Below are 660 nucleotides of genomic sequence, written 5' to 3'. Positions count from 1 at the left end.
TTCCGAATAGTAGATCACCGGAGGAAGGGAACTCAGTCCAGTTTGTGCGATCTGATTAGTCGCTAAACAAAACAAGCCACACCCAAAGGACTGAGTTGATGCCTATCCTACCACCTCTGCCACGACCACAACGGCGCCGCATTCACAAAATCAKCCATGCCACCCGTGATAAAGGACATGCTCGTCGCTTGATGGCCATCTTGCTGTTACATGAAGGACGCACGATCACCGATGTTCATCACCTTACCGGCGCTGCGCGCTCGACCATCGGTCGTTGGCTTCGGTGGTATCGAGATGAAGGCATAGATGCGCTAGAAGCCTTACCGGCTGGCCGTGCCCCAGTCTTACCTATCGCCAAGATTGTCACCTTACTGGTGCTGCTCATGCAGTTTTCTCCGCAAGATTTTGGTTATCAGCGCAGCCGTTGGTGTACTGAACTATTGGCTATAAAAATCAATCGGTTAACAGGGCTCAATGTGGCAGCCTCCACGCTCCGCCGATGGTTACCTCGTATGGGCATTGTCTGGCGCAGGCCCGTGCCGACCTTGCGGATAAAAGACCCAGCCTATCAGGAAAAAATGGCGAATATCGACGCCGCGCTGGCCCGCTGTGATGCCGATAATCCGGTGTTTTATGAGGATGAAGTCGATATAGACCTCA

General features: G+C 52.8%; 1 protein-coding gene. It reads left to right on the top strand.

Annotation, left to right across the window (positions count from 1 at the left end; all coding sequences use genetic code 11):
• Positions 1-98: 98 nt before the first annotated feature.
• Positions 99-660, top strand: a 562-nt coding sequence (locus D0S45_20670) for an IS630 family transposase (GenBank protein TIH06691.1), incomplete at its 3' end; no start/stop codon positions are given.

Source organism: Marinifilum sp. JC120 (genome assembly GCA_004923195.1).
In the GTDB taxonomy this organism is placed as follows: domain Bacteria; phylum Desulfobacterota; class Desulfovibrionia; order Desulfovibrionales; family Desulfovibrionaceae; genus Maridesulfovibrio.
Note: the sequence above shows the minus strand (reverse complement) of the source record. Positions and strands in the feature narration are given on the sequence as shown.